Origin of the sequence: Stenotrophomonas maltophilia, from assembly GCF_006970445.1 — a bacterium.
GTDB lineage: Bacteria > Pseudomonadota > Gammaproteobacteria > Xanthomonadales > Xanthomonadaceae > Stenotrophomonas > Stenotrophomonas maltophilia_AU.
This window is the reverse complement of sequence record NZ_CP033877.1, coordinates 3,003,744-3,016,387: the sequence shown is the minus strand read 5'-3', so window position 1 is coordinate 3,016,387 and position 12,644 is coordinate 3,003,744. Positions and strand designations below refer to the sequence as shown.

12 protein-coding genes are annotated in these 12,644 nt (G+C 66.5%); 9 read left to right on the top strand and 3 right to left on the bottom strand.

Annotation, left to right across the window (positions count from 1 at the left end; translation table 11 throughout):
- Positions 1-405 precede the first annotated feature (405 nt).
- From EGM71_RS13920 to cysS, 3 genes are read right to left on the bottom strand one after another with little or no spacing between them, the layout of a single operon-like run.
- Entirely contained in the window at positions 406-1,653 is a 1,248-nt protein-coding gene (locus EGM71_RS13920; RefSeq protein WP_188485388.1) for an MFS transporter, read from the bottom strand.
- Positions 1,650-2,102, bottom strand: coding sequence for a SufE family protein (locus EGM71_RS13915; protein WP_010486631.1), 453 nt, complete (start codon positions 2,100-2,102; stop codon positions 1,650-1,652). Before EGM71_RS13915 ends, EGM71_RS13920 begins: the two co-directional genes overlap by 4 nt.
- A 54-nt stretch (positions 2,103-2,156) precedes the next feature.
- Positions 2,157-3,533 carry a cysteine--tRNA ligase gene (cysS, locus tag EGM71_RS13910; protein WP_188485387.1) on the bottom strand — a complete coding sequence of 459 codons (1,377 nt, stop codon included), beginning with the start codon at positions 3,531-3,533 and terminating at the stop codon, positions 2,157-2,159.
- Between the two features lie 187 nt (positions 3,534-3,720).
- On the opposite strand from cysS, the gene EGM71_RS13905 reads away from it, so the two are divergent.
- The 9 genes from EGM71_RS13905 (at position 3,721) to EGM71_RS13865 (ending at position 12,643) form a co-directional block, all read left to right on the top strand.
- Positions 3,721-4,284, top strand: coding sequence for a hypothetical protein (locus tag EGM71_RS13905; protein ID WP_188489849.1), 564 nt, complete (start codon positions 3,721-3,723; stop codon positions 4,282-4,284).
- 319 nt (positions 4,285-4,603) lie between these two features.
- Positions 4,604-5,614 (top strand): N-acetylornithine carbamoyltransferase, encoded by a 1,011-nt coding sequence (locus EGM71_RS13900; RefSeq protein ID WP_014037861.1) that lies wholly within the window; start codon positions 4,604-4,606, stop codon positions 5,612-5,614.
- Between the two features lie 118 nt (positions 5,615-5,732).
- Complete coding sequence (locus EGM71_RS13895) at positions 5,733-6,929, top strand: argininosuccinate synthase (RefSeq protein WP_126927499.1); 1,197 nt, start codon at positions 5,733-5,735, stop codon at positions 6,927-6,929.
- 87 nt (positions 6,930-7,016) lie between these two features.
- The gene (locus tag EGM71_RS13890; protein ID WP_188485386.1) at positions 7,017-8,105 is read left to right on the top strand and encodes an acetylornithine deacetylase; all 1,089 of its coding nucleotides are present in this window, start codon (positions 7,017-7,019) and stop codon (positions 8,103-8,105) included.
- A gap of 75 nt (positions 8,106-8,180) precedes the next feature.
- Positions 8,181-9,509 carry an acetylglutamate kinase gene (locus EGM71_RS13885; RefSeq protein WP_188485385.1) on the top strand — a complete coding sequence of 443 codons (1,329 nt, stop codon included), beginning with the start codon at positions 8,181-8,183 and terminating at the stop codon, positions 9,507-9,509.
- 5 nt (positions 9,510-9,514) lie between these two features.
- The gene (locus EGM71_RS13880; RefSeq protein ID WP_126927502.1) at positions 9,515-10,114 is read left to right on the top strand and encodes a GNAT family N-acetyltransferase; all 600 of its coding nucleotides are present in this window, start codon (positions 9,515-9,517) and stop codon (positions 10,112-10,114) included.
- Positions 10,111-11,064: an N-acetyl-gamma-glutamyl-phosphate reductase gene (argC, locus tag EGM71_RS13875; protein ID WP_032129402.1), complete on the top strand. Its 954-nt coding sequence runs from the start codon at positions 10,111-10,113 to the stop codon at positions 11,062-11,064. The genes EGM71_RS13880 and argC overlap by 4 nt, the downstream gene beginning before the upstream one ends.
- Positions 11,065-11,084: 20 nt before the next feature.
- Positions 11,085-12,380 (top strand): argininosuccinate lyase, encoded by a 1,296-nt coding sequence (argH, locus tag EGM71_RS13870; RefSeq protein ID WP_188485384.1) that lies wholly within the window; start codon positions 11,085-11,087, stop codon positions 12,378-12,380.
- Entirely contained in the window at positions 12,380-12,643 is a 264-nt protein-coding gene (locus EGM71_RS13865) for a YciI family protein (protein WP_180866278.1), read from the top strand. The genes argH and EGM71_RS13865 overlap by 1 nt, the downstream gene beginning before the upstream one ends.
- The last annotated feature ends 1 nt before the right edge of the window (position 12,644 follow it).

Sequence of the window (12,644 nt, the reverse complement as noted above, 5' to 3'; positions counted from 1 at the left end):
CGGTTTCCTGCGTGCGCGGTTGCTGTAAAGCCGAGCCCATGCTCGGCTCAGGCCGAAGCCGGAGGGCAAGGAAGAGCAAAAGCAAAAGCAGCCAAGCATGGCTTGGCTCTACCAAGGGCGGTCATGCGTGCGCTCGCGGCTGTTGGGTCCGCCTTGTAGCGAGCCGAGCACCGCAGGGGAATCAGGGGCGAAGAGGCGCCGCTGTTTGAGCGCAGCGAGTTCGGCGCCGTCCCCTGATTCGCCGAGGAGCGCAGGGTACCGGCGCGCAGCGCCGGCTCGCGGATGGCGGCGCGTTTCTTTGGTTACTTTCTTTGCGCGCGCAAAGAAAGTGACAAACCCATTCATCGAGGGAAAGTGACGTGGCCAGTCAAACGCCCGGCGCCGCCGAACGCGCTCTCCGCGGGGTCACTGCAGATCACGCAGATTCAGTTTCCGCAGCGTCGGGTTCTTCCACGCCGTGATCCCGGCCACGCTCAGCACCGCGAACCCGCCCAGCACCACTGCCGGTACCAGGCCGAGCAGCTTCGCCATCGTGCCGGCATAGAACGCGCCCAGCTCGTTGGACGAACTGATGAAGATGCCGTTGATCGACGATACGCGACCGCGCATTTCTTCCGGCGTGGCCAACTGCAGGATGGTCGACCGGATCACCACCGAGACGCCATCGAAGGCGCCGTAGAACAGCAGGATCAGCGCCGACAGCCAGAAGTGCTGCGACAGCCCGAAGCTGATCACGCACAGGCCGAAACCGGCCACCGCGAACAGCAGCACGCGGCCGGCATTGCGGTGCAGCGGGTGGCGGGCCAGCCACAGGCCCACGCACACCGAGCCCAGCGCCGGCATCGCGCGCAGGATGCCCAGGCCTTCCGGGCCGTGGTGCAGGATCTCGTGCAGGAACGCCGGCAGCATCGCCACCACGCCGCCCAGCAGCACCGAGAACATGTCCAGCGCCATCGCGCCGACCATGATCCGGTTGCCGACCACGAAGCGTGCGCCTTCAGCGATGCTCTTGAAGATCGGCGCGGCCGGGCCGGCATGCACCGGCTCTTCCACCTTCAAGGTGGCCAGGCAGGCCATCGCCACCAGCGCGAAGGCGGTGGCCACCGCGTAGGACAGGCCCTTGCCGCCGAAGCCGACCAGCACGCCACCGAGTGCCGGGCCGGCGATCATGCCGGCCTGGAACACCACGGCGCCCAGGCCAGCGCCACGGGCGAACTGGTCACGGGCCAGTACGCGGGCGAACAAGGCGTTGTAGATCGGCGACAGGAAGGCGCGGACCATGCCGGTCAGCGCGATGGCCGCATAGATCGGCCACACGCCGTCAATCGGCAGCCAGCCCATGGCCACGCTGGTCAATACCAGTGCGGTGGCGATCAGCCCGCAACAGGCGGCCATCCCCAGCCGACGGCGCGGCAGGTGATCCACCAGGTAACCGGCGAACGGCGCCACGCAGAAGAACGGTACGACCTCGGCCAGGCCGATCAGGCCCAGCGAGAACGGATTGCGGGTGACTTCGTAGATGTGCCAGCCGACGGTGACCGCGACCACCTGGTAGGACAGCATCGCGAAGATGCGGTAGGCCAGCAGCCTGGCGAAACCGGGCCGGGACAGCAGGCCCAGTGCGCTGTCTTCGGCTGTGGCAGGTTCGCTCACGACGGGTCGCGCTGCAGTTGCGCCTGCGCGGTCTCACGGATGAACGCCAGCATCGCCGCCACGCCATTGCTGCGGGTGGGCGAGAGGTGGCGGGCCAGGCCGATGTCCTGGATATAGCTCGGTTCGGTGGCCAGGATCTCCTGCGCCGAGCGCCCGGAGTACACGCGCAGGGCCAGGAAGATCAGGCCGGAGACAATCGCCGAATCGCTGATGGCGTGGAAGCGCAGCGACTGTGCGTTGCCCTCGGGCACGATCCAGACCATCGACTGGCAGCCAAGCAGGCGATGCTCTTCGGTCTTCCATTCTTCCGGGAAGGCCGGCAGCTTGCGGCCGAGGTCGATCAGGTACTGGTAGCGCTCGGACCAGTCGCCGAAGAAGCCGAATTCCTCGGCGATGGCGGTCTGGGCCTCGGCGGCGGTGGGTTCAAGCGGGAACGGGGAGTCGGTCACAACAGTCTCTACAGTGGGGGCGTGGCCGGCGGACCGGCCACGGGGCAGGGCGGGTCAGCCGCGCTTGCGCGACCAGCGCACGCCCTGCGGGGTGTCTTCCAGCACGATGCCTTCGGCGGCCAGCTGGTCGCGGATGGCATCGGAACGGGCGAAGTCGCGGGCCTTCTTGGCGGCGGCCCGCTCGTCGATCAGGCCCTGGATACGGGCATCGTCGCCGTCATCGCCGGCGGCGGTGCCGAACCACTGTGCCGGGTCGGCCTGCAGCAGGCCCAGGGCCAGGCCGGCACCGAGCAGCTCGCCCTTCAGGCGTGCCTGTTCGGCCGGGTCGGTAGCTCGGCGTGCATCGGCGGCGATGCGGGCCACTTCGGCCAGCGCCTGCGGGGTGTTCAAGTCGTCGTCCAGGGTCGCCTCGACCGTGGCCGGGATCGCCACGACCGCCTCGACCGATGACAGTTCGCGCAGGGTGCCGTACAGGCGGTCCAGGGTGCGCACCGATTGCTCGATCAGGCCATCGGACCAGTCCAGCGGCTGCCGGTAATGGGCCGACAGCAGGGCCAGGCGCAGCGCTTCCGGCGGATGCTGGCGCACCAGGTCGTGCACGCGTTCGATGTTGCCCAGCGACTTGCTCATCTTGGCGCCGCCGAAGTTGAGCATGCCGTTGTGCAGCCAGAAACGGGCGAAGATCTTGCCGCCGTGGGCGCATTCGCTCTGCGCAAGCTCGTTCTCGTGGTGCGGGAACTGCAGGTCGACGCCGCCGGCGTGGATGTCGATGGTCTCGCCCAGGTGGGCGGCGGCCATCGCCGAGCATTCGATATGCCAGCCCGGACGGCCCCGGCCCCACGGCGATTCCCAGCCGGGCAGGTCGTCGCTGGACGGCTTCCACAGTACGAAATCGCCCGGGTCGCGCTTGTACGGGGCCACGTCGACGCGCGCGCCGGCCAGCATTTCGTCGGGGTCGCGGCGCGAGAGCTTGCCGTAGCCATCGAAGCTGGCCACTGCGAACAGCACGTGGCCCTCGGCGGCATAGGCATGCCCGTTGGCGATCAGCTGCTCGATCATGGTGATGATCTGCGGAATGTGCGCGGTCACCTCCGGCTCGATATCCGGCGGCACCACGCCCAGCGCGGCCATGTCTTCACGGTAGGCGGCGGCGAACTTGTCGGTGATGGTGCTGATCGGCACGCCTTGCTCACGCGCGGCGGTGTTGATCTTGTCGTCCACGTCGGTGATGTTGCGCGCGTAGCGCAGGCCACCGAAACGGCGCCGCAGCAGGTCGGCCAGCACCCCGAACACCACCGGGCCACGGGCGTTGCCGATGTGCACGTAGTTGTAGACCGTCGGGCCGCACACATACAGGGTCGGACAGGCCGGGTCGAGCGGAGTGAACGGTTCGAGCTGGCGAGTCAGGTTGTTGTGCAGGCGCAGGGTCATGGGGCTGTGGCTGGGGGACAAGCCTGTGATTTTAGAACGTGTCGGCCCCCTTTGGGGGCACTGGCTGCCACCGGTGGACGCCGGTTCTCCCAAGGTGGGGTGGGCAGGAGCAGCGCGGACGGGTAATGTTCAGCCCCTTGCGCTCGTCACTGCCTACACTATTGCCGTGTCCTTGCTCCCGTCGCCAATGAAATCCACCGCGTTGCTGACCCTGGCCTGCCTGTCGGCGCTGCCCGCCGTGGTGCTGGCCCAGGAGGCCGAGCCCCGCAACCGGGTGGTGATCGTGGAGAACGTGAAGTTCGATTACGCCCAGGTGCTGAACGTTGAGCCGGTGTTCCAGACCCTGCGCGCGACCCGCACCGAAGAGCACTGCGAGCCGGTCTCGACCCGGACCCTGGCCCCGGTCAACGTGACCGGCGAGGAGCCGGTTGAGGACAAGGGCCGGATCAGCCGCTTCTGGGATTCGGTGCGCTCGATGTTCAAGCGCAGCGATGAGGAGGCCGTTGAGGAGGTCGGAACCGAGACGCCGGCTCCGGCGCCGGCCAACAATGGCCCGATGCTGACCCGTGACTGCCGCATCGTGCCGGTCGGGCGTGAATTCCGCCGGCCCATCGCCTACGACGTGGATTACGTCTACAAGGGCACCAAGTACCGCTCGCGGCTGCCGGAAGACCCCGGCAACCGGCTCAAGATCCGGGTGTCGATCACTCCCTGGGTCGGCCCCGAGCAGGGCACTGCCAGCAATCCCTGATTCTGCGACCCCGGCCCCTTGCGCCGGCCCCGGGCGCATGCAAAGATATTTGACCATGAAGCTCACCGACTTCCAGCACGACAGCAGCGCAGCCCGACAGGCGTCTGGCATGACCTCGCGTGCGCGTCGACCGGAACCCCACATCCTCGCTGGGTAACCGGAGCTTTTTGCTGTTCGTCCGAAAAAAACCCAGCCCGCCGGCTGGGTTTTTTCGTTTCTGCGTTCTGAAAGCTGCAACTGCAACCTTTTCGCTCCACCTTTGGTTCCTGCTTTTCCCTTCCACTGCGTCGAACCCGGCGCCGCCTCGCAAGGAAAGATGATGTCCCCCAAGCACTTCCTGAACACCCAGGACTGGAGCCGCAGCGATCTCGACGCGCTGCTGACCCAGGCCGCGCTGTTCAAGCGCAACAAGCTCGGCGACCAGCTCAAGGGCAAGTCGATCGCGCTGGTGTTCTTCAACCCGTCCATGCGCACCCGCACCAGCTTCGAGCTGGGCGCGTTCCAGCTTGGCGCCCACGCGGTGGTGCTGCAGCCGGGCAAGGATGCGTGGCCGATCGAGTTCAACCTCGGCACGGTGATGGACGGCGACACCGAAGAGCACATCGCTGAAGTGGCCAAGGTGCTGGGCCGTTACTGCGACATCATCGCCGTGCGTGCGTTCCCCAAGTTCATCGACTGGGCCTACGACCGCCAGGACATCGTCCTCAACAGCTTCGCCAAGTACTCGCCGGTGCCGGTCATCAACATGGAGACCATCACCCACCCGTGCCAGGAGCTGGCCCACATCATGGCCCTGCAGGAGCACTTCGGTACCCAGGACCTGCGTGGCAAGAAGTACGTGCTGACCTGGACCTACCACCCCAAGCCGCTGAACACCGCCGTTGCCAATTCGGCGCTGACCATCGCCACCCGCATGGGCATGGACGTGACCCTGCTGTGCCCGACCGCCGACTACATCCTCGACGACCGCTACATGGGTTGGGCCGAGCAGAACGTGGCCGAGAGCGGTGGCTCGCTGAAGATCAGCCATGACATCGACAGCGCCTACGCCGGCGCCGACGTGGTCTACGCAAAGAGCTGGGGCGCGCTGCCGTTCTTCGGCAACTGGGAACCGGAAAAGCCGATCCGCGACCAGTTCAAGCACTTCATCGTCGACGAACGGAAGATGGCGCTGACCAACAACGGTGTGTTCAGCCACTGCCTGCCGCTGCGCCGCAACGTGAAGGCCACAGATGCGGTGATGGATTCGCCGCAGTGCATCGCCATCAACGAAGCCGAGAACCGACTGCACGTGCAGAAGGCGATCATGGCCGCGGTTGCCGGGCGCTAGATCGAAAAAGGGGTAGCGCCGACCGTTGGTCGGCAGCTCCCGCAGCGGTGCATCCAACATTCCAGCCGACCAGCGGTCGGCTCTACCGAATTCCCATCCCCAAGTGGACCTGACCCCCATGAGCAACAAAGACGTCGTTCTCGCCTTCTCCGGCGGCCTGGATACCAGCTTCTGCGTGCCGTACCTGCAGGAGCGTGGCTACAACGTGCACACCGTGTTCGCCGACACCGGCGGCGTGGATGATGAAGAGCGCGATTTCATCGAGAAGCGCGCCGCCGAGCTGGGCGTGGCCAGCCATGTCACCGTCAATGGTGGCCCGGCCATCTGGGAAGGCTTCGTCAAGCCGTTCGTGTGGGCCGGCGAAGGCTACCAGGGCCAGTACCCGCTGCTGGTCTCGGACCGCTACCTGATCGTCGATGCCGCACTGAAGCGTGCTGCCGAGCTGGGCACCAACATCATCGCCCACGGCTGCACCGGCATGGGCAACGACCAGGTCCGCTTCGACCTGGCCGTGAAGGCGCTGGGCGACTACCAGATCATCGCGCCGATCCGCGAGATCCAGAAGGAACACACCCAGACCCGCGCCTACGAGCAGAAGTACCTGGAAGAGCGTGGCTTCGGCGTGCGTGCCAAGCAGCAGGCCTACACCATCAACGAAAACCTGCTGGGCCTGACCATGTCCGGCGGCGAGATCGACCGTTGGGAAGCCCCGGGCGAAGGCGCACGTGGCTGGTGCGCACCGCGCAGCGAGTGGCCGGAACAGGCGCTGAGCGTGACCCTGAAGTTCGTCGAAGGCGAAGCGGTTGAACTGAACGGCAAGGCGCTGCCGGGCGACCAGATCCTGGCCCAGCTCAACAAGCTGTTCGCCCCGTATGGCGTTGGCCGCGGCGTCTACACCGGCGACACCGTGATCGGCCTGAAGGGCCGCATCGTGTTCGAGGCCCCGGGCCTGGTCTCGCTGCTGGCTGCACACCGCGCGCTGGAAGATGCCGTGCTGACCAAGCAGCAGAACCGCTTCAAGCCGGACGTGGCGCGCAAGTGGGTGGAGCTGGTGTACGAAGGCTTCTACCACGACCCGCTGAAGACCGACATCGAGGCGTTCCTGAAGTCCTCGCAGGCCAAGGTCAACGGCGAAGTGGTGCTGGAAACCCGTGGTGGCCGCGTCGATGCGGTGGCGGTGAAGTCGCCGCACCTGCTCAACACCAAGGGCGCCACCTACGCGCAGTCGGCCGACTGGGGCGTGGAGGAGGCCGAAGGCTTCATCAAGCTGTTCGGCATGAGCTCCACCCTGTATGCACAGGTGAACCGCGGTTGACCTGTGACGGTAGTGCCGGCCGCTGGCCGGCACTCACCACCGACATCGTTGCCGGCCAGCGGCCGGCACTACCAGGATTGTTGATTCATGCTTGAACAGACGCTCGATCACCTGCAGGCCCTGGTGTCCTTCGACACCCGCAACCCGCCGCGTGCGATCACCACCGGTGGCATCTTCGATTACCTGCGCGCGAACCTGCCCGGCTTCAACGTCGAGGTGATCGACCATGGCGCGGGTGCGGTCAGCCTGTACGCCGTGCGTGGGACGCCGAAGTACCTGTTCAACGTGCACCTGGATACCGTGCCCGACTCGCCGCACTGGAGTGCCGACCCGCATGTGATGCGCCGGCTGGACGACCGCGTGGTCGGCCTGGGCGTGTGTGACATCAAGGGCGCCGCCGCTGCGCTGGTTGCCGCGGCCAATGCCAGCGATGGCGATGCTGCGTTCCTGTTCTCCAGCGACGAGGAAGCCAACGATCCGCGCTGCATCGCCGCGTTCCTGGCGCGTGGCCTGCCGTATGAAGCGGTGCTGGTGGCCGAGCCGACCATGAGCGAGGCCGTGCTCGCGCATCGTGGCATCAGTTCGGTGCTGATGCAGTTCGCCGGCCGCGCCGGGCACGCGTCGGGCAAGCAGGATGCGGCCGCCAGTGCGCTGCACCAGGCCATGCGCTGGGGCAACCGCGCGCTGGACCATGTGGAATCGCTGGCCTCGGCCCGCTTTGGCGGACTGACCGGCCTGCGTTTCAACATCGGACGCGTCGAAGGTGGGATCAAGGCCAACATGATCGCACCGGCTGCCGAAGTGCGTTTCGGGTTCCGTCCGCTGCCGTCGATGGACATCGATGGCCTGCTGGCGACCTTCGCCGGTTTCGCCGAACCGGAAGCCGCCGTGTTCACCGAGACCTTCCGTGGCCCAAGCCTGCCGGCTGGTGACATCGCCGAAGCCGAGAACCGCCGCCTGCTGGCGCGCGACGTGGCCGATGCGCTGGAACTGCCGATCGGCAACGCGGTGGACTTCTGGACCGAGGCGTCGCTGTTCTCCGCCGGTGGCTACACCACGCTGGTGTTCGGCCCGGGCGACATCGCCCAGGCCCATACCGCCGATGAGTTCGTGACCCTGGACCAGCTGCAGCGCTACACCGACGCCGTACACCGGATCATCGCCGCCGGCGCCTGATCGACCCCACAACGCCGCCCGGCCCAGGCCGGGTGGAACTGCAACGCGGCGACCGCCGCCTGTGACGAAACCGAAATGTCTCCTGCCCTCCAGCCCCACCGCCAGACCCGCCAGACCATCGTGCGCCTGCTTTCCAGCATGGCCAGCGCGAAGGAGATCAGCCAGTACCTCAAGCGCTTCTCGCAGCTGGACGCCAAGCGCTTCGCCGTGGTCAAGGTCGGCGGCGCAGTGCTGCGCGACGACCTCGACGCGCTGACCTCTTCGCTGTCGTTCCTGCAGGAGGTCGGGCTGACCCCGATCGTGCTGCACGGCGCCGGCCCACAGCTGGATGCTGAACTGTCGGCCGCCGGCATCGAGAAGCAGACCGTCAACGGCCTGCGCGTGACTTCGCCGGAAGCGCTGGCGATCGTGCGCCGGGTGTTCCAGCAGTCCAACCTGCGCCTGGTCGAGGCGCTGCAGCAGAACGGTGCGCGCGCCACCTCGATCACCGGCGGCGTGTTCGAGGCCGAGTATCTGGACGTGGATACCTACGGCCTGGTCGGCGAGGTGAAGAAGGTCAACCTGGCACCGATCGAGGCCAGCCTGCGCGCCGGTTCGATCCCGGTCATCACCAGCCTGGGCGAAACCGCCGGAGGCCAGATCCTCAACGTCAACGCCGACTTCGCCGCCAACGAGCTCGTGCAGGAGCTGCAACCGTACAAGATCATCTTCCTGACCGGCACCGGCGGCCTGCTGGACGAGCAGGGCAACGTGATCGATTCGATCAACCTGTCCACCGAGTATGACCACCTGATCGCGCAGCCGTGGATCCACGGTGGCATGAAGGTGAAGATCGAACAGATCAAGGATCTGCTCGACCGCCTGCCGCTGGAATCGTCGGTGTCGATCACGCGCCCGGCCGACCTGGCCAAGGAACTGTTCACCCACAAGGGCTCGGGCACGCTGGTGCGCAAGGGTGAGAAAGTGCTGCGCGCCACGGCATGGGAGCAACTGGACCTGCCGCGCTTGAAGCAGCTGATCGAATCGAGCTTCGGCCGCACCCTGGTGCCGGACTATTTCGAGAAGACCACGCTGCTGCGCGCCTACGTCAGCGAGAACTACCGCACTGCGGTGATCCTTACCGACGAGGCCGAGGGTGTGTACCTGGACAAGTTCGCGGTGCTTGATGATGCGCAGGGCGAGGGCCTGGGGCGTGCGGTCTGGAATGTGATGCGCGAGGAAACCCCGCAGCTGTTCTGGCGTTCGCGCAACGGCAATCCGATCAACCATTTCTACTACGCCGAATCCGATGGCTGCTACAAGCAGGGTCACTGGAAAGTGTTCTGGTACGGTGCCGATGGCATCGACCGCATCAGGACCTATGTCGACCACTGCGGCGTGCGAGCGCCGAGCCTGGAGGGCTGAGCGCGATGAATCATGCTGATTGGACACGGGTTCCCACGCTGGCTGGCGCGCATGCGCGGCTGGAGCCGCTGCAGATGAGCCATATCGATGGCCTGCGCGGGGCATTGGGCGACGGTTCGTTGTCAAAGCTCTGGTATACCCAGGTTCCGGATGCCAAAACCATGACCGGCTACGTGCAGGCAGCGCTGCAGGCGCAGGCCGAAGGCAAGGTGCTGCCGTTCGTGGTGTTCGATGCCAACGACCAGATCGTCGGCACCACCCGCTACTACGATCTGCAGCCGGACGTGCCGCGCCTGAGCATCGGCTACACCTGGTATGACGAATCGGTGCAGCGCACCGGGGTCAATTCGGAGAGCAAGCTGATGCTGCTCAGCCATGCCTTCGAGCGGCTGGAGTGCCTGAGCGTGGTGTTCGAAACCAGCTGGTTCAACTTCGCATCGCGCACGGCCATCGCGCGGTTGGGCGCCAAGCAGGATGGCGTGCTGCGCAACCATAGGCGGCACGCCGATGGCACGCCGCGTGACACCGTCATCTTCTCCATCATCGATGCGGAATGGCAGGGCGTGAAGCGCCACCTGCAGTACCGCCTGGACAGTCACGCATGAACGATTCGACCTTTACCCTTGGCATCGTCGGTGCCCGCGGCCATACCGGCGCCGAGCTGATCAAGCTGGTGGCCGCGCACCCGCGGCTGAAACTGGCCTTTGTCTCTTCGCGCGAGCGCGCCGGGCAGCGCCTGTCCGACCACCATCCGGAATTCCAGGGCGAGCTGCAGTACGAGAACCTGGACGCCGACGCGGTTGCCGCCAAGGGTGTGGACGCGGTGATCCTGGCCCTGCCCAATGGCCTGGCCGCGCCGTTCGTGGCTGCGCTGGAAGCGGCGAAGCCGGACACCGTCATCGTCGATCTCTCGGCCGACTACCGTTTCGACAACAGCTGGTACTACGGCCTGCCGGAGCTGACCCGTGGCCGCTACAACGGCCAGAAGCACATCAGCAACCCGGGCTGCTATGCCACGGCGATGCAGCTGGCGGTGCATCCGCTGCTGGACCTGCTGGCCGGCCCACCGCAGTGCTTCGGTGTGTCCGGCTACTCCGGTGCCGGTACCACGCCGTCGGACAAGAACAACGTCGAGCTGCTGGCCGACAATCTGATGCCATATGCGCTGACCAACCACGTGCACGAGCGCGAGGTGTCGGTGCAGCTGGGCGTGGCTGTTGAATTCATGCCGCACGTCGCGCCGCATTTCCGGGGCATCACGCTCACCGCCAACCTGTGGCTGAACCGCGTGCAGACCCGCGAACAGATCGTCGAGCGCTTCCAGCAGGCCTACGCTGGCGAACCCCTGATCGAAGTGGTGGATGAAGCGCCGTGGGTCAGCCGCATCGCCGGTCGCCACGGTGCCCAGGTCGGTGGCTTCACGCTCGCCCCGGGCGGCAAGCGGGTCGTCGTGGTGGCGACCCTGGACAACCTGCTCAAGGGTGCGGCCACCCAGGCCATGCAGAACCTCAACCTCGCGCTGGGCATCGACGAACTGACGTCGATCCCGCACTGAACACGTATTCCGGAGCCCCCATGGCAGACCTTCTTTGGCAGAAGCCCGGCGTCGCTGTCGACGCACAGATCCAGACCTTCCTCGCCGGCGATGACGTGATCCTCGATCGCGAGTTTTTCCTGCACGACATCGCCGCCAGCGCCGCGCATGCGCAGGGACTGCAGCACATCGGCATCCTCAGCGCCGATGAACTGGCTGGCCTGCTGCGCGAACTGGATATCCTGGCGCAGGACTTCCGCGAAGGCCGCTTCGTGCTGGATACCCAGTACGAAGATGGTCACTCGGCGATCGAAGCGCGGCTGACCGAACGCCTCGGCGATGCGGGCCGCAAGATCCACACCGGCCGCAGCCGCAACGACCAGATCCTGGTCGCCACCCGCTTGTGGCTGAAGGAGAAGCTGCTGCGCGTGGCCCAGCTCAGCGCCGACGTGGCCAAGGTCGCGCTGGACCGCGCGCAGGCCGAGAAGGATCTGCCGATTCCCGGCTATACCCACATCCAGCGTGCCGTGGTGTCCTCGGCCGGGATGTGGTGGGCCGGCTGGGCCGAGGCCTTCATCGACAACGCCATCCGCGCGCACGACACCCATGCATTGGTCGATGCCAATCCGCTCGGCACCGCCGCCGGCTACGGCGTGAACCTGCCGCTGGACCGAGAGCACACCACGGCGGCGCTCGGTTTTGCGCGCATGCAGATCTCGCCGATCTATGCACAGCTGTCGCGCGGCAAGTTCGAACTGGCCGCGCTGGAGGCGCTCGGTGGCGCCACGCTGGATCTGCGCCGCATCGCCTGGGACCTGTCGTTGTTCACCAGTGCCGAGTTCGGCTTCGTCGCGCTGCCGGCGCAGTACACCACCGGCAGTTCGATCATGCCCAACAAGCGCAATCCGGATGTGATCGAGCTGATGCGCGCCACCCACGCCAGCGTCGCCGCCGCGCGCACCGAGATCGAGCAGTTGCTGTCGCTGCCGTCGGGCTACCACCGCGACCTGCAGTCGTCCAAGGGCGCTATCTTCCACGGCTTCGGCCGTGGCCTGGCAGCGCTGGAGCTGCTGCCGGCGCTGCTGGCCAACCTGGAATGGCGCGACGACAAGCTGCGTGCGGCCATCGATTCGGGCATGTATGCCACCGACGTGGCGGTGGAAGCGGCCGTGGCCGGCGTGCCGTTCCGTGAGGCCTACAAGACCGCTGCGGCCGGTGCCGACAGCGCAGGGCAGGGGCGTACCCCGGAAGGCAGCCTCGCCGCGCGCGTGTCGCCGGGTTCGGCCGCCGACCTGCGCCTGGACGAACTGCGCGCGCGCTGGCAGGCGCTGTCCTGATGGCGGGCACCGTCTACCTGGTGATGGCGATGCGCCGGCCGGACTTCAACGATGCAGCGGTGCAGCCGCATCGCGATTTTCTCGATGCGTTGCAGGCGCAGGGCAAGCTGCAGCTGACCGGCGGTTTCGCCGACGGCAGTGGTGGCGCCTATGTGCTGTGCAATGTCGAGAGCCTGGCGCAGGCGCAGGCCATCATCGCCACCGATCCGCTGGTGACGATGCAGGCCTCCGACCTGACCGTGCACGAATGGAACACCCGCTGAG

Coding starts and splice junctions, on each gene's coding strand:
- EGM71_RS13865 (WP_180866278.1), top strand. CDS start 12,380: ATGGCGGGCACCGTCTACCTGGTGATGGCGATGCGCCGGCCGGACTTC.
- argH (WP_188485384.1), top strand. CDS start 11,085: ATGGCAGACCTTCTTTGGCAGAAGCCCGGCGTCGCTGTCGACGCACAG.
- EGM71_RS13900 (WP_014037861.1), top strand. CDS start 4,604: ATGTCCCCCAAGCACTTCCTGAACACCCAGGACTGGAGCCGCAGCGAT.
- EGM71_RS13885 (WP_188485385.1), top strand. CDS start 8,181: ATGTCTCCTGCCCTCCAGCCCCACCGCCAGACCCGCCAGACCATCGTG.
- EGM71_RS13895 (WP_126927499.1), top strand. CDS start 5,733: ATGAGCAACAAAGACGTCGTTCTCGCCTTCTCCGGCGGCCTGGATACC.
- EGM71_RS13890 (WP_188485386.1), top strand. CDS start 7,017: ATGCTTGAACAGACGCTCGATCACCTGCAGGCCCTGGTGTCCTTCGAC.
- EGM71_RS13880 (WP_126927502.1), top strand. CDS start 9,515: ATGAATCATGCTGATTGGACACGGGTTCCCACGCTGGCTGGCGCGCAT.
- cysS (WP_188485387.1), bottom strand. CDS start 3,533: ATGACCCTGCGCCTGCACAACAACCTGACTCGCCAGCTCGAACCGTTC.
- argC (WP_032129402.1), top strand. CDS start 10,111: ATGAACGATTCGACCTTTACCCTTGGCATCGTCGGTGCCCGCGGCCAT.
- EGM71_RS13905 (WP_188489849.1), top strand. CDS start 3,721: ATGAAATCCACCGCGTTGCTGACCCTGGCCTGCCTGTCGGCGCTGCCC.